This window comes from Pseudomonas sp. ABFPK, assembly GCF_001586765.1.
In the GTDB taxonomy this organism is placed as follows: domain Bacteria; phylum Pseudomonadota; class Gammaproteobacteria; order Pseudomonadales; family Pseudomonadaceae; genus Aquipseudomonas; species Aquipseudomonas asiatica.
Genome location: NZ_LQXW01000034.1, coordinates 226,075 through 246,013, shown reverse-complemented (window position 1 = coordinate 246,013; position 19,939 = coordinate 226,075). Strand labels below are relative to the sequence as shown.

Annotated in this window: 18 protein-coding genes; 4 read left to right on the top strand and 14 right to left on the bottom strand. The window is 64.6% G+C overall.

Annotated elements, in window-relative coordinates:
• Positions 1-54 precede the first annotated feature (54 nt).
• The 14 genes from WM94_RS20325 to WM94_RS20260 form a co-directional block, all read right to left on the bottom strand.
• Positions 55-1,077, bottom strand: coding sequence for a DUF2955 domain-containing protein (locus WM94_RS20325; RefSeq protein ID WP_061551988.1), 1,023 nt, complete (start codon positions 1,075-1,077; stop codon positions 55-57).
• Positions 1,067-2,164, bottom strand: coding sequence for an HlyD family secretion protein (locus WM94_RS20320; protein WP_024086253.1), 1,098 nt, complete (start codon positions 2,162-2,164; stop codon positions 1,067-1,069). Before WM94_RS20320 ends, WM94_RS20325 begins: the two co-directional genes overlap by 11 nt.
• A complete protein-coding gene (locus WM94_RS20315) occupies positions 2,161-3,681 on the bottom strand; it encodes an efflux transporter outer membrane subunit (protein WP_061551987.1) in 1,521 nt (506 codons plus the stop codon). The genes WM94_RS20320 and WM94_RS20315 overlap by 4 nt, the downstream gene beginning before the upstream one ends.
• Before the next feature lie 13 nt (positions 3,682-3,694).
• Positions 3,695-4,792 carry an AI-2E family transporter gene (locus WM94_RS20310; RefSeq protein ID WP_013970855.1) on the bottom strand — a complete coding sequence of 366 codons (1,098 nt, stop codon included), beginning with the start codon at positions 4,790-4,792 and terminating at the stop codon, positions 3,695-3,697.
• Positions 4,793-4,831: 39 nt separating this feature from the next.
• A complete protein-coding gene (locus tag WM94_RS20305) occupies positions 4,832-6,028 on the bottom strand; it encodes a monovalent cation:proton antiporter-2 (CPA2) family protein (RefSeq protein ID WP_013970854.1) in 1,197 nt (398 codons plus the stop codon).
• Positions 6,029-6,063: 35 nt separating this feature from the next.
• A complete protein-coding gene (ppk2, locus tag WM94_RS20300; protein WP_003256373.1) occupies positions 6,064-6,882 on the bottom strand; it encodes a polyphosphate kinase 2 in 819 nt (272 codons plus the stop codon).
• Between the two features lie 229 nt (positions 6,883-7,111).
• Positions 7,112-7,732 carry an isochorismate family cysteine hydrolase YcaC gene (gene ycaC / locus WM94_RS20295; RefSeq protein WP_061551986.1) on the bottom strand — a complete coding sequence of 207 codons (621 nt, stop codon included), beginning with the start codon at positions 7,730-7,732 and terminating at the stop codon, positions 7,112-7,114.
• A gap of 125 nt (positions 7,733-7,857) precedes the next feature.
• Positions 7,858-9,243 carry an aspartate aminotransferase family protein gene (locus WM94_RS20290; protein WP_015268929.1) on the bottom strand — a complete coding sequence of 462 codons (1,386 nt, stop codon included), beginning with the start codon at positions 9,241-9,243 and terminating at the stop codon, positions 7,858-7,860.
• A gap of 12 nt (positions 9,244-9,255) precedes the next feature.
• A complete protein-coding gene (locus tag WM94_RS20285; protein WP_015268928.1) occupies positions 9,256-10,722 on the bottom strand; it encodes an NAD-dependent succinate-semialdehyde dehydrogenase in 1,467 nt (488 codons plus the stop codon).
• A gap of 36 nt (positions 10,723-10,758) precedes the next feature.
• Entirely contained in the window at positions 10,759-11,778 is a 1,020-nt protein-coding gene (gene doeB, locus WM94_RS20280) for a N(2)-acetyl-L-2,4-diaminobutanoate deacetylase DoeB (protein WP_052261083.1), read from the bottom strand.
• Positions 11,779-11,781: 3 nt separating this feature from the next.
• The gene (doeA, locus tag WM94_RS20275; protein WP_039614407.1) at positions 11,782-12,972 is read right to left on the bottom strand and encodes an ectoine hydrolase DoeA; all 1,191 of its coding nucleotides are present in this window, start codon (positions 12,970-12,972) and stop codon (positions 11,782-11,784) included.
• A 36-nt stretch (positions 12,973-13,008) separates the two neighbouring features.
• Complete coding sequence (locus WM94_RS20270; protein ID WP_061551985.1) at positions 13,009-14,001, bottom strand: cyclodeaminase; 993 nt, start codon at positions 13,999-14,001, stop codon at positions 13,009-13,011.
• Positions 14,002-14,031: 30 nt separating this feature from the next.
• Positions 14,032-15,003, bottom strand: a complete 972-nt coding sequence (eutB, locus tag WM94_RS20265) for a hydroxyectoine utilization dehydratase EutB (RefSeq protein ID WP_061551984.1) — start codon at positions 15,001-15,003, stop codon at positions 14,032-14,034.
• Positions 15,004-15,217: 214 nt separating this feature from the next.
• Positions 15,218-16,612 carry a PLP-dependent aminotransferase family protein gene (locus tag WM94_RS20260; RefSeq protein ID WP_061552025.1) on the bottom strand — a complete coding sequence of 465 codons (1,395 nt, stop codon included), beginning with the start codon at positions 16,610-16,612 and terminating at the stop codon, positions 15,218-15,220.
• A gap of 239 nt (positions 16,613-16,851) precedes the next feature.
• On the opposite strand from WM94_RS20260, the gene ehuB reads away from it, so the two are divergent.
• The 4 genes from ehuB (at position 16,852) to ehuA (ending at position 19,935) form a co-directional block, all read left to right on the top strand.
• Positions 16,852-17,706 carry an ectoine/hydroxyectoine ABC transporter substrate-binding protein EhuB gene (gene ehuB / locus WM94_RS20255; protein ID WP_024086249.1) on the top strand — a complete coding sequence of 285 codons (855 nt, stop codon included), beginning with the start codon at positions 16,852-16,854 and terminating at the stop codon, positions 17,704-17,706.
• A 62-nt stretch (positions 17,707-17,768) separates the two neighbouring features.
• Entirely contained in the window at positions 17,769-18,428 is a 660-nt protein-coding gene (ehuC, locus tag WM94_RS20250) for an ectoine/hydroxyectoine ABC transporter permease subunit EhuC (protein WP_013970844.1), read from the top strand.
• Positions 18,425-19,081 carry an ectoine/hydroxyectoine ABC transporter permease subunit EhuD gene (ehuD, locus tag WM94_RS20245; RefSeq protein WP_003256382.1) on the top strand — a complete coding sequence of 219 codons (657 nt, stop codon included), beginning with the start codon at positions 18,425-18,427 and terminating at the stop codon, positions 19,079-19,081. The genes ehuC and ehuD overlap by 4 nt, the downstream gene beginning before the upstream one ends.
• Positions 19,082-19,140: 59 nt before the next feature.
• On the top strand, positions 19,141-19,935 hold the full coding sequence (gene ehuA, locus WM94_RS20240) for an ectoine/hydroxyectoine ABC transporter ATP-binding protein EhuA (RefSeq protein ID WP_256207031.1): 795 nt from the start codon (positions 19,141-19,143) through the stop codon (positions 19,933-19,935).
• Positions 19,936-19,939 lie beyond the last annotated feature (4 nt).

The window sequence follows — 19,939 nt, the reverse complement described above, 5'->3', positions numbered from 1 at the left end:
CTCCCACAAGAATTGCGTGATCCCATGGGCAACGCGATACCTGTGGGAGCGGGTTCACCCGCGAAGAAGCCCACGCCGCATCCGAAGCCGGTCGATCCAGATCAGCATGGCACTGGCATACACCGACACCGCCAGAAACAGCGCCATGCGTACGGCAAAGGCGCGGTACACATCCTGCCCGCCCGCGCTGTCCTGCACCGACTGCCCCAGCAAGATCAGCATGGTCGTCAGGCAGCTCACCCAGTACGCCGGGCTTTGCCTGGTATCCACCGCACGGTAGAGCCTGCGCCCCTGCCAGAGAACGAACAGCAGCACCCACAGGAAAAACATCCACAGGTGCACGAACAGGCTCAACGCGCCCCACATCAATATCGCCAGCAACCCGGCCAGCAAGGTCGAGCCGATCAGCTCGCGGCTGGCATGCCGTGCGCGGGCCTCACCGGCCTGCTGCCCAAGGCTCACTGCCTTCATGATCAGCGGCATGTACTGGTCCGGGGCGATCAGCGCCAGCAGGAAGGCCGGCATGACGATCAACGTAGCACGCAAGGCAACCCAGCTCACCTGGTCACTGTCGAGCAGAGGCGGTGCCGGTTGCGCCGGCGCATCGGCCGGCTCGGGAAACAACACATGCGCCACTGCCGTGCCCAGCACCGCCAGCAGCATGCCTTTGGCCAGCGCTTCGACCACCGATAGCGCCAGGCTGAAGTCGGTGGTGCCGGCGGCAGCGATCATGGTCAGGCCGATAACCAGCAAATTGGCCAACAGGCCGTTGCCGCCTTTCAGTGCATAACGCAAGGTAAGGAAAACCCCCACACTCACCAGCAACACCCCACTTACCGGGGCATGGCGCAGCAGCGGAATCAGCAGCAGCCCGCTGCCGCAGGCAAGCAGCACCAGCACCGCCAAGGCCGGTGCCGCACGCAGGGGCAAGGGCTGGCTGCGCATGGCCAGCAACAACACCGCGAACACCGGCGCCAGGATCGGTACCGGCAAGCCGATGCCGAAACTCACCGCCAGGCAAAGCGCCACGCCCCAGGCCAGGCGCAGGGCACGCAGGCGGCGTAGTTCAATAGGCATACGACAGCCAGCTCATCAGCCACATGAACAGCCGGCCCAGCAGGTTCAATGGGTTGCCCTCGCTTGGCAGGGCCATGACTTCGGCCTGGCCACCGACCCGCAATACGGTCTTGTCCTGCAACTGGTCACGCTCGAGTTCGACGATAACCGGGAAGCGCTGTGCGGAGCGCAGCCACTCGCGGCTGTTCTGTACGGTCGGCAACGTACCTGGCGGGGCACTCTGGCCCACGCTCACACCGTAGCCGATGCTGCGAATGCGCCCCTTCAACACCGTGCCGGGCAGCGCATCGAGCACTACCAGCACCGGGGTTTCAGGGCGCAGCCGACCTAGGTTGTTCTCGGTCATGTCGGCACTTATCCACACGTCATGGATAGCGATCAGGGTCATCATCGGGCTGCCGGCGCCAACATAGTGGCCAACGTCGGTGCGCAGGTCGGTGATCAACCCGTCTGCATCGGCGCGTACCATGGTGCGCGCCAGGTCCAGCCGGGCTTTTTCCACATTGGCCGCCGCGCTGCGCAGTTGGGCGTTGTCGTCCTGCGCCCCGCCCTGCTGCTCACGGGCCCGCTCAACTTCGGCACGGGCTGCCGCCACCTGGCTGATGGCTTGGTCGCGGGTGGCCTGGGCGCCCTCCAGGCGGCGCACCGACACCGTGCCCGGGTCTTCATCGATCAGGCGCTTGAGCCGCTCGGCGTCCTGCCGGGCCTTGCGCTCATTGGCCTGGGCCGCCACCAACGCCGCCTGGGCCGAGTCGATGCCAGCGGTGTGGGCGCCGATCTGCCGGCGTACCGTGTCCAGGTCGGCTTCGGCGCGAGCCAGGGCAATGCGATATTGCTCCTGGTCCAGTTCGAACAACACATCGCCCTTGCGCACTTCCTGGTTGTTGCCCACCGCCACACGCTTCACCTGCCCAGCCACCTCGGCACTCACCGGCACCACGTAGGCCTGCAGGCGGGCTTGCTGGGTATAGGGCGTGAAGCGATCGGCCAGCAGGTACCAAAGCAGGCTCACGACAATCAGCAGCAGCACCCAGCGCATGCCGCGATCGGGGGCTGGCGGGGATGGCGTCGGCGTGGTGTCGCTCATTTCGTTTCACCTTGTGCATGTGCGCTGGGGCCTGGTTCGTCAAGCAGTTCACCCCAGTCGGTGCGTTGCTGCATCTGCTGGCGGGTGGCCGGGTCGATCGGTGCGCGGCTGGCGTCCCAGCCGCCGCCCAGGGCCTTGTACAACGTCACCAGGCTGCTGACCGCATTGCCGCGACTGACCAGATAGCCGTCCTGTTGCTGCAGCAGCAATTGCTGGGCGTCGAGCACGCGCTGGAAGTCGGCAAAGCCTTCGCGGTACTGCGAGCTGGCCAGGTTCAGGGAGCGCTGCGCGGCCTGCGAGGCCTGGTCGCGGATACTTGCGCTCTGCAGCGAGCGCACCAGCCCGCTGGCGGCATCGTCGGCCTCACGGGCGGCTTCGCGCACATCCTGGTGATACAGCTCGATCAGTTGCTGCAAGCGGGCATCTTCCACGCGCACAGCGTTCTTGCGTCGACCGTAGTCGAACGGGTTCCAGATCAGGCTGGGCCCGGCGGCGATGTCGAAGGTATCGGGCAAATGATTGGCCGTGACGAAACTCCAGCCGATGCTGCCCAATAGGCTCAGCTGTGGATAAAGGTCGGCCTCGGCCACCCCGACCAGCGCCGACTGCGCCGCCACCGCCTGCTCGGCGGCGCGGATGTCCGGTCGACGCTGCAGCAGGCTGGCGGGCACGCCCTGCAGCACGGCACGGTCCGGTAACGGCAACTGGCCGTGGCCGGCATCCAGCTGTGGCAGCGGCCCGGGCGGCCGACCCAGCAGCGAGCACAGCACGTTGCGCAGGGCATTGAGCTGGTTCTGAAATTCGGGGATGGTGGCCTGGGTAGCCAGATACTGGGTGCGCGCCTGTTGCCAGTCGAGTTCGTCGTTTTCGCCATGACGGAACAGCCGCTCGGTTATCTCCAGGCTGCGCTCCTGGCGGCGGGCGTTTTCTTCGGCGATATCCAGCCGCGCCTCGGCGGTGCGCAGGGCAAAGTAGGTGTCGGCCACCTGCGCACGCAACAGCAGCATGGCATCGGCGTAATTGGCCTGGGAGGCGAAGTAGACGGCGTCGGCGCTTTCGATGGCGCGGCTGAAGCGCCCCCAGAAGTCGATTTCCCAGCCGATGTCGAAGCCCGCGCTGGATTGCCAGAACACCGAGTCGCGAGCGGTGGCGGTGCCGGACTGATCCTGTTTCAGGTAAAGGCTCTGCGCGCGCAGTTGCTGCAGCTGTGGATAACGCCCGGTCTGCACGATGGCCAACTGGGCGCGGGCTTCGGCAACGCGCAAACCAGCCACGCGCAGGTTGCTGTTATTGGCATCGGCCTCGGCGATCAAGGCATCCAGGGCAGGGTCGGCGAACACGGCCCACCACTGGCGCAGGTCGGGCGCCGCGGCCTGCTGCCCGGCCTGCTCCAGCAGCGGGGTGTTCCAAGTGCCCAGCCACGGGTCCTGCGGCGGCTGGAAATCCGGGCCGACCTGGGTACAGCCCACCAACGCGGCAGCCAGGCTCAGTGCACAACCACAGAAGCGTCCGGGCATGGCAGGCCTTGGCCTATGCCGACGGTTCGACGGGATTTTCCGGCACCTGCAGCGCCACCCACTGCCAGAACAGTACATAAGTGACGCCCAGGATCACCGGCCCGATGAACAGGCCGATGATGCCTTTGACCACCATGCCGCCCAATGCCCCGATCAGCACCACCGGCATAGGCACGTCCACCCCGCGCCCCAGCAGCAGCGGCTTGAGCACGTTGTCGGCAAGCCCGGCGACGAAGGTGTAGATGGCGAAAATGATGGTCGCCACGGTAAAGCCTTCGACGTTGAAGATGTAGATGATCACCGGCACCGTTATCAACGTGGCCGGTGCCTGGGCAATCCCCAGCATGAGGATGACGATGGCCAGCATCCCGGCCCCCGGTACCCCTTTGATGACGAAGCCGACACCGATCAGCAGCATCTGGATGAAGGCAATGCCGATCACGCCCTGGGCCACCGCGCGAATGGTGGCGGTGCACAGCTTGGCCAATGGCTTGCCGCGCTCCTCCCCCGACACCCGCATGGCGATGCGCTGCGCCGCGATTTCGCCGCGATCACCGAACGCCATGATGATGCCCGAGACGATGATCGCCGCGATGAACAGCAGGAACGCGCCGCCTGCGCTGGCTGCTGCCCCCAGCACCGTGCGCCCGGCACCCTTGAGCTGGGGCATCCACTGGTTCAGCACACCGGCCATGTTTTCCGAGGCGGCCAGCCACAAGGCATGCACCTTCGGCCCGATCAGCGGCCAGGCCGCCACCGAGTCGGGAGGGGCCGGCACGGTCCAGGCCCCGCTTTTCAGCAGCGTCACCAGGCTGTCCACCGATTCGCCGATGGACATCACCACCAGGTAGATCGGCACCAGCAGCACGACCAGTACCAGCAGAACGACCAGCGTCGCCGAAAGCCCGTCCTTGAGCCCTGTGCGGCGCTGGATGCGGCAATACAACGGGTACAAGGTCACCGCCAGGATCACCGACCACAGCATCAGCTCCAGGAACGGCTGGAACGTCTGGAAGGCGAATATCACCAGCGCAGCCACCAGGCCGGCCTTGATGAGCACATCGAGCAAGCCCCGCGACAGGCGGCTGTCCATCTTGATACCCGGTTGCATGCTTCACCTCCGAACTCCAGGTGCGCCATGTGGCGCGATTCAGTGGCCCGCTTCAGGGGCTGCCGGTGTGGGGCTGTCGTCACGCAACTGCCGCGCCAGGGCCATCATTACCAACGGCACTACCGCCATCGACAAGGTGATGGCCAGCACCAGCAGGTCATGCACCTGCTGCCCCAGCACCTGATGATCCAACGCCAGCTTGAACACCACGAAGGCAAACTCGCCGCCAGACGCCAGCACCACGCCCAGGCACAGCGCCTGGGCCTGGGTGAGCCCACCTGCGGTGCGGCCCAGGCCATAAAGCAGCGGCAATTTGATCATCACCAGCAGCAGGGTCAGCCCCAGCACCATTAACGGCATGCCGAACAGCAGGCGCAGGTCGGCGCTCATCCCCACGCCAACGAAGAACAGCCCCAGCAGCAACCCCTTGATGGGCTCGATCTGGGTTTCAAGTTCGTGACGGAAAGGCGACTCGGCCATCAGGACGCCCGCCAGAAACGCCCCCAACGCCATGGACACGCCTACATGCTCCATCACCCAGGCGGTGCCCAGCACCACCAACAGGGCGGTAGCGGTCGACAGCTCCGGCAGGCCCGAACCGACTGTCCATTTGAAGACAGGGGTCAACAGGTAGCGGCCAAAGATGATCAGCACACCTATGCCAACCACCACCGCCAACACCGGCCAGGCGCCTTCGTCGGCGGTACTGACATCACCACCAAGCAGCGGCACAACGGCAATCAGCGGGATCGCGGCAATGTCCTGGAACAGCAGGATCGCCACGGCCAGGCGGCCGTGCGGCTTGCCCAGGTCCTTGCGCTCGGCCAGTACCTGCAGGCCAAACGCGGTGGACGACAGCGCAAGGCCCAGGCCCAGCACGATGGCAGCTGGCTTCGACTGGCCGAACAGCCAGTACGCCAGCAGGCCAAGCACTACAGCACTCAGGCCCACTTGTAGCGAGCCGACGCCAAACAGCGCCCGGCGCATGCCCCACAAACGCCGCGGCGAAAGCTCCAGGCCGATGACGAACAGCAACATCACCACACCCATCTCCGACAGGCGTGCCACGTTATCCGGGTTGTTCAGCAGGCCAAATACAGATGGCCCTATCAGGATGCCCGCCAGCAGATAGCCGGGCACCGCCCCCATTTTCAAACGCTGCGCCAGCGGTACCAGAAGCACCACGGCCAGCAGGAACACCACCGTCGCCTGCAACAGGCTGCCATCATGTGGCATAGGCTCGCACCCTCGCTGCTCCCCACGGGGAGAGATCAGAAACGCTCTTCGACGACTTTGAACGGGTAGTTGACGGCCTTGTATTTGCCGATCTTGCCGCGCTTGGGCAATTTCACCAGCCCGTCGCGGGTGATGTCCTTGTAGGGAATGCGCGTCAACAGATGGCTGATGATGTTCAGCCGGGCACGGCGCTTGTCGTTGGAATGGGCCATGAACCACGGTGCCCATGACGAGTCGGAGGCGGCGAACATTTCGTCGCGGGCCCGGGTGTATTCATCCCAGCGTGTGTAGGACTTGAGGTCCATCGGCGACAGCTTCCACAGCTTGCGGCCATCGTTGATGCGGTCCTGCAGGCGGCGGGTCTGCTCTTCGGCGCTGACCTCCAGCCAGTACTTGATGAGGATGATCCCCGACTCGACCATCATCTTTTCGAACAGCGGCACCACGGTGAGAAACTTGCTGCTCTGCTCTTCACTGCAGAAGCCCATCACTCGCTCGACACCGGCGCGGTTGTACCAGCTGCGGTCGAAGATCACTACCTCGCCCGCGGCAGGCAGGTGGCCCAGGTAGCGTTGCACATACATCTGGCTCTTTTCCCGCTCGGTTGGCGCCGGCAGCGCCACCACGCGGAATACTCGCGGGCTGACGCGCTCGGTAATGGCCTTGATGGTACCGCCCTTGCCGGCGCCATCGCGGCCCTCGAAGACAATGCACACCTTCAGGCCCTTGGCCACCACCCATTCCTGCAGCTTCACCAGCTCCACGTGCAGCTGCTTGAGCTCCTTCTCGTACGCCTTGCCGCCCAGTTTCTCCGGCTGGTCCTTGGGGTCTCTCTTCCTGGACGACTTCGACATGGCACTCTCCTGAGGGCGAATGAAGAGTCAGTATGGTCGATCCATGGCAGTTTGCCGCTTCGCTTGTGGATTTTGCAGGCTTGCTTCTATCTCATTGATTCTGCGAGTGCTGGTGAGTGTTCCGGGGTGGGTGTAGGAGCGGGTTTACCCGCGAATGCGTCATTGAAGCTACCGACGCATTCGCGGGTGAACCCGCTCCCACAGGGTACGGGGTGCCTTCGAGGCCGGATTACTTGGCCATCTTGTTGTAGCTGGTCATCAGGTTGCGGTAGTCCGGAATATGGTTGGAGAACAGGGTCCCCAGCCCTTCGATGTCGTTGCGCCAGTCACGGTGCAGCTCGCAGGCCACGCCGAACCAGGTCATCAGTTGCGCCCCGGCGGCCTCCATGCGCCGCCAGGCCGAGTCACGGGTCAGTTCGTTGAAGGTGCCGGAGGCATCGGTGACGACGAATACCTCGAAGCCCTCCTCCAGCGCCGATAGTGCCGGGAAGGCCACGCACACTTCGGTCACCACGCCGGCGATCAGCAGCTGCTTCTTGCCGGTAGCCTTGACGGCCTTGACGAAGTCCTCGTTGTCCCAGGCATTGATGTTGCCAGGCCGAGCGATGTACGGGGCGTCGGGGAACTGCTCTTTCAGTTCGGGCACCAGCGGGCCGTTGGGGCCGGTCTCGAAACTGGTGGTGAGAATGGTCGGCAGCTTGAAGTACTTGGACAGGTCCGCCAGGGCCAGGACGTTGTTCTTGAAGCGGTCGGGGTCGATGTCCCTTACCAGCGAGAGCAGGCCGGTCTGGTGGTCGACCAGCAGCACGGCGGCGTTGTTCTTGTCCAGACGCTTGTATTGGAAGGCCATGACGGGTTTCCTTGCGTTAGCGGGTTGGGAATATCAGCGTAGGCAAGGATGAAAGGTGGATGGGACCGTCAGTCGGTTCGCCTGCCAAGGCCGGCGATGGGGCCGCATGGCGGCCCCTGCAATGCTCAGCCGAGCACCTTGCCAGCTACCTCATCGACCGCCACCTTGGTGATGGCGACGATCTTTTCGGCATCCTCCTGGTTCAGCACCAACGGCGGTGCGAAACCGAGAATGTCACCATGCGGCATGGCCCGGGCGATCATCCCGCGCTCAAGGCACGCTGCCGACACCTGTGGCCCGACTTTCAACGCCGGGTCGAACGCCGTACGCGCCTCGCGATCGGCCATGAACTCGATTGCGCAAAGCATGCCGTCACCCCGTACTTCACCTACCAGCGGGTGGCCTTCGAAGGTTTCGCGCATGCGCCGGTTCAGGTATGCCCCCACCACTTCGGCATTCTCGGTCAGGTTCTCGCGCTCGAGAATATCCAGGTTAGCCAGCGCCGCCGCCGCGCAGATCGGGTGCCCGGAGTAGGTCCAGCCGTGGCCCATCGGGCCGGCCTTCTGCGAGCCTTCTTCGATCACGTTCCACACCTTCTCACCAACGATCACTGCCGACAGAGGCGCATAGGCGCTGGTCAGGCCCTTGGCCGTGGTGATCAGGTCCGGGCGGATGTCGTAGCGCTGGCTGCCCATCTTCGAGCCCAGGCGGCCGAAGGCGCACACCACTTCGTCGGCGATCAGCAGCACGTCGTAGCGATCGAGCACGGCCTGGATCGCCTTCCAGTAGCCTTTGGGCGGCACGATGATGCCACCGGTGCCCATCAGCGGCTCGCCAATGAACGCGGCGACGGTATCGGGGCCTTCGGCCAGGATCAATTGCTCCAGCTCGTCGGCGCAATAGCGCACGAAGGCCTGCTCGTCCATGTCGGCCGGTGCCTTGCGGTACCAGTGCGGGCAGACCGTATGCTTGACGCCCTCCACCGGCAGGTCGAAATGCTGGTGGAAGCTGGGCAGGCCGGTAAGGCTGCCGGTCATGATGCCCGAGCCGTGATAGCCGCGGTCACGAGAGATGATCTTCTTCTTGAGTGGACGACCGAGGATGTTGTTGTAGTAGCGCACCAGCTTGACCTGGGTCTCGTTGGCATCGGAGCCCGACAGGCCGTAATAGACCTTTTTCATCCCGGCCGGCGCCCAGTCGATGATGCGGCTGGAAAGCTCGATGATCGCTTCGGTCGAGTGGCCAACGTAGGTGTGGTAATACGCCAGCTCCTTGGCCTGGCGATGGATGGCGTCAGCGACCTCGGTACGCCCGTAACCGATGTTCACGCAGTACAGGCCGGCGAAGGCGTCGATCAGTTCGCGGCCTTCATGGTCACGCAGGCGGATGCCCTCGGCACCGGTGATGATCCGGCCCTTGAGCGCGCCGCTGGCGTGATCATGGGCGTGGGTCGAAGGGTGCATGAAGTGGGCGCGGTCCTGTTCGAACAGCTGGCTGAAATCTTGGCTCATGGCAAACACTCCTTAGAACTGACCGTGGTGGTGCAAGCAAACGTATTTGGTTTCGACGAAGGGTTCGAAGCCCTCGCTGCCGCCTTCGCGGCCCAGGCCCGAGGCCTTCATGCCGCCGAACGGGATGGGGTGGCCGGTGAACTTGACGCCGTTGATCGCCACCATCGCGTGGTCGAGCCGGCGCACCAGCGGGTGCACGACATCGAGACGGTTGCCGACGATGTAGGCAGCCAGGCCGTACTCGGTGTCATTGGCCATGGTGATGGCCTGCTCCAGCGTGTCGAACGGCATGACCCCGGCAATCGGCGCGAAGTTTTCTTCCTGGTAGATGCGCATCGCCGGCGTGACATCGGCGAGCACCGTCGGCTGGAAGAACCAGCCACCCAGCGCGTGGCCCTCACCTCCGACCAGGCGCCGGGCGCCACGCTGCAGGGCGTCCTCGACCCGGGCCTGGGTGGCATCGAAGGCGGCCTGGTGCATCAACGGGCCGACCTCTGCCGCCGTCTCCTCGCCATCGACCATCGCCGGGCCAACCTTCAACGCCCGCACCGCTTCGGCGAAACGCATCAGGAATGCTTCGTACAACGGCCGCTGCACCATGATCCGGTTGGCCGCGCAGCAGTCCTGGCCAGACGTCTGGAACTTGGCGGCCACGGCCACCCGCACGGCCAGCTCCAGGTCGGCATCGGCGCAGACGATGAACGGCGCGTTGCCGCCCAGCTCCAGCGCCACTTTCTTCACATCCTGAGCCGCGGCTTGCAGCACCAGCTTGCCGACACGGGTCGAGCCGGTGAAGCTGACCGCCCGCACGCGGCTGTCGCGCACCAGGGTTTCCATGGCCATCTGCGGCTCGCCGATTACCACGTTGAACACCCCCGGCGGGAAGCCGGCGTCCTCTGCCAGCTGGGCCAGGGCCAGCGCCGAAAACGGTGTTTCGTGGGCCGGCTTGACCACCACCGTGCAGCCGGCCGCCAACGCCGCAGCCGCCTTGCGGGTGATCATGGCACTGGGGAAGTTCCACGGGGTGAGCAGCGCGCAGACCCCGACGGGCTCCTTCAGCGTACTCAGCTGGGCACCCGGAATATGGCTGGGGATAGTCTGCCCGTTGAGGCGCCGGGCCTCCTCGGCAAACCAGGGGATGAAGCTTGCCGCATAGGCGATTTCACCGCGTGCTTCGGCCAGCGGCTTACCCTGTTCCTCGCTGAGAATGCGCGCCAGAGCCTCCTGGTGCTCGAGCATCAATTCAGCCCAGCGCCGCAACAGCGCAGCGCGGCTGTCCAGACTCTGCTGGCGCCAGGCCGGGAAAGCCCGCTGGGCGGCATCCACCGCGGCGACGATCTGCTCGTGGTCGAGCAGCGGCACATGGCCGATGACCTGGCGGTTGGCCGGGTCATGCACGGCGATGCTGTTGCCGCTGTGGCTGTGCAGCCATTGGCCATCGACGTGGCACAGGCTGTTGAATGGGTAGTGGTGTGACATGACTGTTCTCCATACCTCGTTGTCGTGGCGCCAGGTTCAGGCCAGTACGTCGGCGATCACCGCCAGGGTGTCGCCGCACTGCACCAGGCCGGGAAAGTGCCGGGCTGCGAGCAAGCCATCGCGTCGGGCGCGGTACTCGACCGGGGCGCTGCCGGTGCGGCGGATGTCATGGATACGGGCGATCACTTCGCCCTGGCTGACCGTTTCGCCCAGGTCGCGGCACATCTCCAGCAATCCGTCGTGCTCGCTGGCGATGAAGCAATCGCCATCGGGCATGTCCAGCAGGGTTGTCTCGCCCTGCTCCACTTCGCCGGCGAGGATGCCGGCGTGAATCAGCACATTGCGCACGCCGCGCTCCGCCAGGGCCACGCTTTTCGCCGTGGAGGTACCACCACCGCCCAGTTCGGTGGTGATGAACACCTTGCCCTGCTCTTCTGCCGCGGTGTCGTACATCGCCTGCGCATCCAGCTCGAGCATGCGCATGCTGTAGGGCGCGGCGAAAGCCTGCATGCCGGCTTCACAACGGGCCTGCTGGGCCTTGTCGGGCAGCACATGGCATGCAGCGAACGGCAGGAAATCGAGGGTGCGACCACCGGAGTGGATGTCCAGGACGATATCGGCCAACGGCAGCAAAGTGCGCCGGAAATAGTCGGCGATCTTTTCCGTCACGCTGCCATCAGGCCGGCCAGGGAAGCTGCGGTTGAGGTTGCCCCGGTCGATCGGCGAAGTACGGGTGCCCGCCTGGAACGCCGGTGTGTTCATGAACGGCACGATGATCACCCGCCCGTTTACCTGCTCGGGCTGCAGCTGCTGAGCCAGCTTGCTCAGCGCCACCGGGCCTTCGTATTCATCACCGTGATTGCCACCAGTGAGCAAGGCAGTAGGGCCATTGCCATTCCTGACCACCGTCAGCGGAATCATCACCGCCCCCCAGGCCGAGTCGTCACGCGAGTACGGCAGCTTGAGGAAGCCGTGCTGCACACCGTCCTGCTCGAAATCCAAGGTACAGGTGATCGGGTTGGCCACCGTGGCGGCGGCCTGTGCGATTGCATTCATGGGTCAGTCCTTCACGAACAGCTGGCGCGGCACGTTGCACAGGGTCTCGACCCCGGTCTCGGTGATGAGGATGCTTTCGGTGATCTCCAGGCCCCAGTCGTCCATCCACAGCCCCGGCATGAAGTGGAAGGTCATGCCCGGTTGCAGCACGCTGGTGTCGCTCGGGCGCAGGCTCATGGTGCGCTCGCCCCAATCTGGCGGGTAACTGATACCGATCGGGTAACCACAGCGGCTGTCCTTGTGTATGCCGAACTTCTCCAGCACACGGAAGAACGCCCTGGCGATGTCACCGGTGGTATTGCCTGGCCGCGCGGCATCGAGGCCGGCCGCGATACCTTCGACCACCGCCTTTTCGCCATCGAGAAAGTGTTGCGGCGGCTTGCCCAGGTACACGGTACGCGACAGCGGGCAGTGGTAGCGCTTGTAGCAGCCGGCAATCTCGAAGAACGTGCCGGCGCCGCGGGTGAACGGTGAATCGTCCCAGGTCAGGTGCGGCGCACTGGCATCAGCGCCAGTCGGCAACAACGGCACGATGGCCGGGTAGTCGCCGCCATGGCCATCGACACCGAGAATGCCGCTGCGGTAGATCTCAGCCACCAGCTCGTTCTTGCGCATGCCGGGCTCGATGCGTTCGAGGATACACCCGTGCATCTGTTCGACGATGCGCGCGGCGATACGCATGTATTCGATTTCCTGCGGCGACTTGACCGCCCGCTGCCAGTTGACCAGCCCGGCGGCATCGCTGAAGCGCGCCTGCGGCAAGTGCTTGCACAGCGCCTGGTAGGCCGCCGCGCTGAAGTAGTAGTTGTCCATCTCCACGCCGATGCTCAGGCCGCCCCAGCCCTTGGCCAGAATCACCTCCTGGCACAGGTAGTCCATCGGGTGGCGCTCGCGTGACTGCACATAGATGTCCGGGTAGCCGACGATGTTGTCGTGCAGCATGAACACCGTGCGCCTTGCGCCATTGGCGTCCTGGCCGCGGCCAAACCAGATCGGCTCGCCATCGAGCGCCAGCAGCACGCACTGGTGCACGTAGAACGACCAGCCGTCATAGCCGGTGAGCCAGGCCATGTTCGATGGATCGGTAACCAGCAAAAGCTCCAGGCCCTGTTGCTGCATGGCAGCGCGGGTCTTGGCCAGGCGCTGGGCGTACTCCTGCCGGCTGAACGGCAGGTTGACCACTGTCTGTGACATACGGATGCCCTTCTTGTGAGTGGGTTGCGAAAACTGTCAGCTGTGAAACGCCAGGCCTTTGTGGGCGGCGATTGCGCGTTCGAAGGCAAGGTTGGCGATGGCGGTGTCCTGGGCCCCGGTGCCTGTCAGGTCGCACAGGGTGACCTCTTCGGCCTGCGCACGGCCCGGGTGCAGGCCGGCGATGATCTGGCCCAGCTCGGAATGAACGGCCTGTTCGCTGACCGCGCCAGTGCGCAAGGCGTGGTGCAGTTCGCCCAGCACGCGGGTCTGGCTCAGGCGGTCGGCCACATAACGGTCGAGCCGGGCCAGGGCCGTGGGCGCGATCTCGTTCTTGTGCTCGGCATCCGAGCCCATGGCAGTGATGTGCAGCCCCGGTTGCAGGTGATGCGGCTGGATAAGCGGCTCGCGGCTGGGGGTGCAGGTGATGGCGATATCGACCGCCTGCATGGCCTGGTCGACACTGTCGCAGGCCTGTACCTGCAGTTGCCCATCACGTCCCAGGTCATCACATAACGCTGCGGTTCTCTGCGCATCGCGCCCCCACACCTTGACCTGCTCGATCGGCCGCACCAGACGCAGTGCCTGCAGCTGCAGGCGTGCCTGTTCGCCACTGCCGATCAAGGCCACGCTGCGGCTGTCCTGCCGCGACAGCCAGCGGGCAGCCACCGCACCGGCTGCAGCGGTGCGCACGGCGGTGAGGTAGCCATTGTCTAGGAGCAAGGCATCGAGCAGGCCAGTGCGGGCCGACAGCAGCATCATCATGCCGTTGAGGCTGGGCAGGCCAAGCTTGGGGTTGTCGAAAAAGCCTGGGCTGACCTTGATCGCGAAACGCTCCAGACCAGGCAGGTAGGCGGTTTTCACGTCCACCTCGCCGTTGTGCTCGGGCACATCCAGGCGCAGGATCGGCGGCATCGCCACATTGGCCGTGGCAAGCAGGGCAAAGGCCTGCTCGATGGCATCGATCGCGTCGCGGTCGAGGGTAATGCAGCTACGCAGGTCGGCTTCGCTGAGCAAGGTGATGGCCGGCATTCGAATACCTCCAGTGAAGGAACGTGAATTTCAGGCGTCGCCGCCGTTGATGACGCGCTGATGCTGTGCGCTGTCGACGTTGCGCCCGCTGACCACCACCACCACCGGGCCGCGGGCCGTCACCAGGCCGTCGAGCAGCGCGGCGATGCCGACTGCGCCGGCACCTTCGAGTACCAACCGTTCGTGCTGGTAGGCGTGGCGCATGCCATTGGCGATCGACGCTTCCGGCAGCAGGTGGAGTTGGTCGAGCAGACGCTGGGTCATGTTCAGGGTGTGCTGGTTGCCCAGGCCGATGCCGCCGCCGAGCGAGTCAGCGAGTGTCGGCAGCTCCTCAACCTCGACCGGCCTGCCGGCCTGCAGGCTGGCGTACATCGCCGCGCCGCGCTGCATGCTGATGCCATGGGTGGTGATCGCCGGCTTGATGCTTTTCATGGCCAACGCCACACCTGCGAACAGGCCACCACCGGAGAGCGGTATCAGCACCTGCTCCACCTCGGGCAACTGCTCGATGATTTCCAGGCCCAACGTGCCCTGGCCGGCGATGACCTGAGGGTGATCGAAAGGTGGAATAAGCGTTGCACCCTGTTGCTCGGCATGTTGTTGCGCGGCCTGTTGGGCATCGTCCTGGGAGTGGCCGACGATGCACACTTCGGCGCCCAGGTCGCGGATGGCCTGGACCTTGTTGGCTGGCACCAGTTGCGAAAGAAACACGGTTGCCTTCACGCCCAGTTGCGCAGCAGCGTGGGCCACCGCCCGGCCGTGATTGCCGGTGGAGGCCGTAACCACGCCGCAAGCGCGTTGTTCCGCGCTGAGTGCGGCGATGGCATTGCTGGCGCCGCGCAGCTTGAAGCTGCCGGTGGTCTGCAGGGCTTCGAGCTTCAGGTAGACCGGTGTGCCCAGGTGCCGTGACAGGCTGGGGGAAAGTTCCAGCGGCGTGCTGCGCACCAGGCCGTGGATACGCTGGCGGGCGAGGTAGAGATCGTGAAGCGAGAGCGCTGACATGACCGGGACCCAACAAGTGAGCTGATGTTGGGCGGAGTGTATGAGGCGGAAATTGTCGTGATGAATGTACTAGGGCAATTTGCCGGGGAATTTGTTTTTGCCTGTACCGGCCTCTTCGCGGGCGCGCCCGCTCCCACAGGAATCGCGCATTTCCTGAACCCCGCACGGAACCTGTAGGAGCGGGTTTACCCGCGAAGAGGCCGGTACAGGCCGCTCAAAGCTCGTGGATCTGCGGATACTGCCCAAACAACTCCCGCATATCGCCAAAGGCCTGGCGCAGCTTTGCCTCGGAACACTCGGCGCCTACGCACAAGCGCACGGCCCGTGGCCGCGGTGTACCGCGCACCAGGAACGGCTCCGGCGGCGTCACCGCAATCTGCCGGCGGCGCAAGGCACGCACCAGGCTGTCCACTTCCCAGCGCTCGGGAATGTTCAGCCACGCCCCCAGGGCATGGGCGTGCTGACCACGCACATAATCCCCCAGGTACTCACGCAACAACGCCTGACGCTCGCCCAGCAAGGTGCGCTGCAGCGCCACCAGCTGCGCCGCGCGCCCGTCGTTGATCCAGCGCGATGCAATCTCCGCCACCAGGGGCGTGGCCATCCAGCTGTTGACCCGCAAGATGCTCTCGGTGCGCAGCGCCAGCCGCTTGGGCATGGCAAGATAGCCCACGCGCAGGCCGGTAAGCACCGACTTGGTCATGCTGGTGCAATAGAACGACAGTTCCGGCGCATAGGAACTGAGCGGCCTGGCATGGCTGCCACCCAGTAGCGGCCCATAAACGTCATCTTCGATGATATGCACGCCAAAGCGCCGGGCAATTTCGGCAATCTCCTGGCGCCGGCTGTCGGGCATCAGGCTGACGGTCGGGTTGTTGAGGTTGGGTGTGCACACCAACGCGGTCACCCGCTCGTTGCTGCAGATGTCCTCGAAATGTTCCGGGTTGATGCCCTCACGGTCCATCTCCAGGCCTTTGAGGGTGAAACCGAGCACCTGTGAATTGCCGATCACGCCATGGTCGGTCAACCCCTCGCACAGCACCACATCATCCGGCCCGGCCAGCGAGGCCAGGGCCAGGAAGATGGCGTGGGCGGCGCCGTTGGTTACCAGCACATCGTCACGCTCGACCTGCATGCCCAGGCCGGCAAGCCAGCGCACCGCGGCCTCGCGGTGGCTCTCGAAACCGGCGATGGGCCGGTAGGCATGGATCCACGGCTGGTCCTCTTCCACGGCCAGCTCGGCGCAAGTGTCGCGCCAGATGCGCTCATGCACCTGGGTGTGCAGGATGCGGGTGATGGAGAAGTCGACCAGGGTACGCTCGGGCAGGTCGATGATGTCATCCGACACACGGTCGCTCATGCGCCGGCTGACGAAACTGCCACGGCCGATCTCGCAACGTACCAGGCCTTGGCGCTCGAGTTCCTTGTAGGCATTGGTCACGGTCTGCACGCTGATGCCCAAGGCATCGGCTACCTGTCGCTGCGGTGGCAGGCGCTGGTCATGTACCAATACGCCGCGCTCGATCTCGCCGGTGACGGCCTGGACCAGGATCTTGTATTTGGACTCGCCGATGCGGGCCGCGTCCAGGGCTGCCTTCCAACTGTTCATCATGATGTTCGCTTCGCTTGCCGGGGCCAGGGTCACAGCATCCCCCGTACAAGTGCTTCGGGCAATTGTCCTAGTGCAATGCCATCGCCGTTTCAGCTTTTGTATGCTCGCCCCAAGGTCGAACTCCCGCTGCCTGGCAGCCTCGAACAAAAGACCGACCTGCTATCGCTGTTTTGCTCCACTGCCTCCTAACACAGAGCCGTCGACGACGGTTTTTATAACAAACAGGAGCTTCATTGATGAGCCAGCCTTTCAACGTTCCACGCCCCTTCCAGCGCCTGCTGATGGCCTGTGCCGCCGTCGGTGTGCTCGCCAGCGCCCAGGCCGCCAGCCTGGACGAGATCAAGGAAACCAGCCGCATCCGCATCGGCTACGCCAACGAAACCCCGTTCGCCTTCACCGAAACCGATGGCCGTGTAACCGGTGAGTCACCGGAAATCGCCAAGATCATCTTCGAGAAAATGGGCATCAAGCAGGTCGATGGCGTGCTCACCGAGTGGGGTTCGTTGATCCCGGGCTTGCGCGCCGGGCGCTTCGATGTGATTGCAGCAGGCATGTACATCACCCCCGCACGCTGCAAGCAGGTGATCTTCACCGACCCGCAGTACGCCCTGCCCGACACCCTGCTGGTGGCACAGGGCAATCCGAAGAACCTGCACAGCTACGCCGACATCGCCAGGAACCCGGACGTGAAGCTGGCGATCATGGCCGGCACGGTCAACCTCGCCTATGCCCGCGACTCCGGCATCACGGATGCGCAGATCCTTCAGGTGCCGGACACCACCGCCCAGTTGCAGGCCGTGCGCGCCGGCCGCGCCGATGCTGCCGTGGGCACCCAGCTGACCATGAAGGGCCTGGCGAAAAAGGGTGGCGACAAGGTCGAGGCGATCAGCGACTTCACGGACGACCCGGCCCACACCGGCTACGGTGCCCTGGCCTTCCGCCCCGAGGACAAAGCCCTGCGCGACGCGGTCAACGCCGAGATGAAGAAGTGGCTGGGCAGCGAGGAGCATCTGAAGACCGTCGCGCCGTTCGGCTTCGACCGCAGCAACGTGACTGACAAGACCGCCGCCGAGCTCTGTGCCCAGCAGTGAATCGAGGTGGCATGGCGCTTGCCGTGCCATTCCCTGTGTAATCCGATTATTCAGGTCGAACCATGGGTGAATTGATACCGTTGTTACTGCAAGGCGCCTGGATCACCATCCAGGTCACCTTCTTCGGCTCGCTGCTGGCCATCGTCGCCGCGATCCTCGCCGCCCTCGGCCGGCGTTCGTCATGGCGGCCATTGAGCTGGCTGTGCGTGGCCTACATCGAGCTGTTCCGTGGCACCTCGCTGCTGGTGCAGTTGTTCTGGCTGTTCTTCGTATTGCCGCTGCCACCGTTCAACGTCGAACTCAGCGCCTACACCGTGGCCATCGTCGGCCTCGGGCTGCACATCGGTGCCTACGGTGCCGAAGTGATGCGCGGGGCGATCAGCTCGGTGGCCAAGGGGCAGTACGAAGCCTGCACCGCGCTGAACATGCCCGCCACCACCCGCTTCCGGCGGATCATCCTGCCGCAGGCATTGCTGGCGGCCATCGCACCTGGCACCAACCTGCTGATCGAACTGCTGAAGAACACCTCGCTGGTGTCGCTGATCACCCTGTCGGACCTTAGCTTCCGCGCCCGTCAGCTGGACCAGGCGACCTTCCAGACCCTGGAAATCTTCAGCCTCACCCTGCTGCTCTACTTCGTCCTGGCACAGGTCATCAACTTCCTCATGCGTCGGGTCGAACGGCGCCTGAGCCGTGGTCGCCTGCGGGGGAGCCTGTCATGAATTTCTGGGACTGGAACTACGTCGCGCAAATCCTGCCCGACTTGCTGCAGGCGTCGCTGAAAACCCTGGGCATCACCTTGGTTGGCTTCCTGATCGCAGTGGTGCTGGGCCTGTTCCTGGCCATCGCCCGACGCAGCCGCCAGGCCTGGCTGTCGTGGCCGGTGGCATTGCTGATCGAGTTCATCCGCAGTACGCCGCTGCTGATCCAGGTGTATTTCCTCTACTACGTGCTGCCCAACTACGGGGTGAACATGACGGCCATGCAGGCCGGCATCATCGGTATCGGCGTGCACTACGCCTGTTACCTGGCCGAGGTTTACCGCGGCGGCCTCGACTCGGTGGCGCGCAGCCAGTGGGAAGCGGTGGTCGCCCTCAACTTCGCGCCGTGGACCGCCTACCGGGCGGTCATCCTGCCCCAGGCGATTCGCCCGATCCTGCCGCCGTTGGGCAACTACCTGATCGCCATGCTCAAGGACACCCCGGTGCTGTCGGCCATCACCGTGGTGGAAATCATGCAGCAGGCCAAGAACGTCGGCTCCGAAAGCTTCCGCTACCTCGAGCCGATCACTCTGGTCGGTCTGTTCTTCCTGGCCTTGAGCGTCGCTCTGGCCTACCTCGTTCGGCGCCTTGAAGTGCGCCTGGAGCTCCGCTGATGATCGCCCCTGTGACTCACTTCGCCACTGCCACCGTCACCCAGCCGCTGGACACCCACATGCCCACACCGGCCATTGCCCAACCGATCGTCAGCTTCAAGGACGTGACCAAACGCTACGGCAGCTTCACCGTGCTCGACGGCCTCAACCTCGATGTCGCCCCCGGCGAAAAGGTGGCGATCATCGGCCCCAGCGGTTCGGGCAAATCGACGTTGCTGCGGGTACTGATGACGCTTGAAGGCATCGACCAGGGCATGATCGAAGTCGATGGCGAATCGCTCACCCACATGCCCGGGCGCAACGGCCAGCAGCTCATCGCCAACGAGCGCCACGTACGCAAAGTGCGCGCGAAGATCGGCATGGTGTTCCAGAGTTTCAACCTGTTCCCGCACATGAGTGCCTTGCAGAACGTGATCGAGGCCCCGGTCCAGGTGTTGGGCGTGAAGCCGGCCGAGGCGCGCGAACGGGCTGCGGAGCTGCTGGAGATGGTTGGCCTGGGCAACAAGTTCGAGCATTACCCGTCGCAGTTGTCCGGTGGCCAGCAACAGCGCGTGGCGATTGCCCGGGCGCTGGCGATGCGGCCCAAGGTGATGCTGTTCGACGAAGTGACCTCGGCGCTGGACCCGGAACTGTGTGGCGAGGTGCTGAACGTGATCCGCCGGTTGGGCAGCGAGCACAACCTGACCATGCTGATGGTGACGCATCAGATGGGCTTTGCCAGGGAGTTCGCGGATCGGGTGTGCTTCTTCTACAAGGGGCAGATCCACGAACAGGGGACGCCGGCGCAGATCTTCGAAAACCCGCAACAGGAGCGGACCCGGGCGTTCCTGAGTGCAGTGCGAGAGGCGAACTGACCGG

What these genes read in the sequence shown, in the direction of transcription:
- WM94_RS20325 (WP_061551988.1), bottom strand. Translation starts at nt 1,077, where the DNA reads ATGCCTATTGAACTACGCCGCCTGCGTGCCCTGCGCCTGGCCTGGGGC.
- WM94_RS20320 (WP_024086253.1), bottom strand. Translation starts at nt 2,164, where the DNA reads ATGAGCGACACCACGCCGACGCCATCCCCGCCAGCCCCCGATCGCGGC.
- WM94_RS20315 (WP_061551987.1), bottom strand. Translation starts at nt 3,681, where the DNA reads ATGCCCGGACGCTTCTGTGGTTGTGCACTGAGCCTGGCTGCCGCGTTG.
- WM94_RS20310 (WP_013970855.1), bottom strand. Translation starts at nt 4,792, where the DNA reads ATGCAACCGGGTATCAAGATGGACAGCCGCCTGTCGCGGGGCTTGCTC.
- WM94_RS20305 (WP_013970854.1), bottom strand. Translation starts at nt 6,028, where the DNA reads ATGCCACATGATGGCAGCCTGTTGCAGGCGACGGTGGTGTTCCTGCTG.
- ppk2 (WP_003256373.1), bottom strand. Translation starts at nt 6,882, where the DNA reads ATGTCGAAGTCGTCCAGGAAGAGAGACCCCAAGGACCAGCCGGAGAAA.
- ycaC (WP_061551986.1), bottom strand. Translation starts at nt 7,732, where the DNA reads ATGGCCTTCCAATACAAGCGTCTGGACAAGAACAACGCCGCCGTGCTG.
- WM94_RS20290 (WP_015268929.1), bottom strand. Translation starts at nt 9,243, where the DNA reads ATGAGCCAAGATTTCAGCCAGCTGTTCGAACAGGACCGCGCCCACTTC.
- WM94_RS20285 (WP_015268928.1), bottom strand. Translation starts at nt 10,722, where the DNA reads ATGTCACACCACTACCCATTCAACAGCCTGTGCCACGTCGATGGCCAA.
- doeB (WP_052261083.1), bottom strand. Translation starts at nt 11,778, where the DNA reads ATGAATGCAATCGCACAGGCCGCCGCCACGGTGGCCAACCCGATCACC.
- doeA (WP_039614407.1), bottom strand. Translation starts at nt 12,972, where the DNA reads ATGTCACAGACAGTGGTCAACCTGCCGTTCAGCCGGCAGGAGTACGCC.
- WM94_RS20270 (WP_061551985.1), bottom strand. Translation starts at nt 14,001, where the DNA reads ATGCCGGCCATCACCTTGCTCAGCGAAGCCGACCTGCGTAGCTGCATT.
- eutB (WP_061551984.1), bottom strand. Translation starts at nt 15,003, where the DNA reads ATGTCAGCGCTCTCGCTTCACGATCTCTACCTCGCCCGCCAGCGTATC.
- WM94_RS20260 (WP_061552025.1), bottom strand. Translation starts at nt 16,612, where the DNA reads ATGAACAGTTGGAAGGCAGCCCTGGACGCGGCCCGCATCGGCGAGTCC.
- ehuB (WP_024086249.1), top strand. Translation starts at nt 16,852, where the DNA reads ATGAGCCAGCCTTTCAACGTTCCACGCCCCTTCCAGCGCCTGCTGATG.
- ehuC (WP_013970844.1), top strand. Translation starts at nt 17,769, where the DNA reads ATGGGTGAATTGATACCGTTGTTACTGCAAGGCGCCTGGATCACCATC.
- ehuD (WP_003256382.1), top strand. Translation starts at nt 18,425, where the DNA reads ATGAATTTCTGGGACTGGAACTACGTCGCGCAAATCCTGCCCGACTTG.
- ehuA (WP_256207031.1), top strand. Translation starts at nt 19,141, where the DNA reads ATGCCCACACCGGCCATTGCCCAACCGATCGTCAGCTTCAAGGACGTG.